The following is a 341-nucleotide window of genomic DNA, read 5'->3' on the forward strand; positions in this document are numbered from 1 at the left end:
TATTAATAATGTGATGTCTGTATCAATACAGACGCGCGATTTTTTTGAGAATTCAATCAATGAACTCACTCGGTTTTGCTTGGTAAAATCTTTTTCTTCTTACTTTATCTAGTTTTCAAAGTACAATCTGAATGAACTGAACCATCAGGTTCATATGAACATTCAAAACTGAATACAATATGTCAATGTCAATTCCGAAGGAATATCAAGTATCCCTTTTCCGTAATATCCTTAGAAAGGAGGTGATCCAGCCGCACCTTCCGATACGGCTACCTTGTTACGACTTCACCCCAATCATCTGTCCCACCTTCGACGGCTAGCTCCTAAAAGGTTACTCCACC

1 rRNA gene is annotated in these 341 nt (G+C 38.7%); it reads right to left on the minus strand.

Annotated elements, in window-relative coordinates:
* Positions 1–235: 235 nt before the first annotated feature.
* Positions 236–341: ribosomal RNA gene (locus ERX40_RS11145) — 16S ribosomal RNA — on the minus strand; the annotation flags it as partial.

The organism is Macrococcus carouselicus, from assembly GCF_004359515.1.
In the GTDB taxonomy this organism is placed as follows: Bacteria; Bacillota; Bacilli; order Staphylococcales; family Staphylococcaceae; genus Macrococcus; species Macrococcus carouselicus.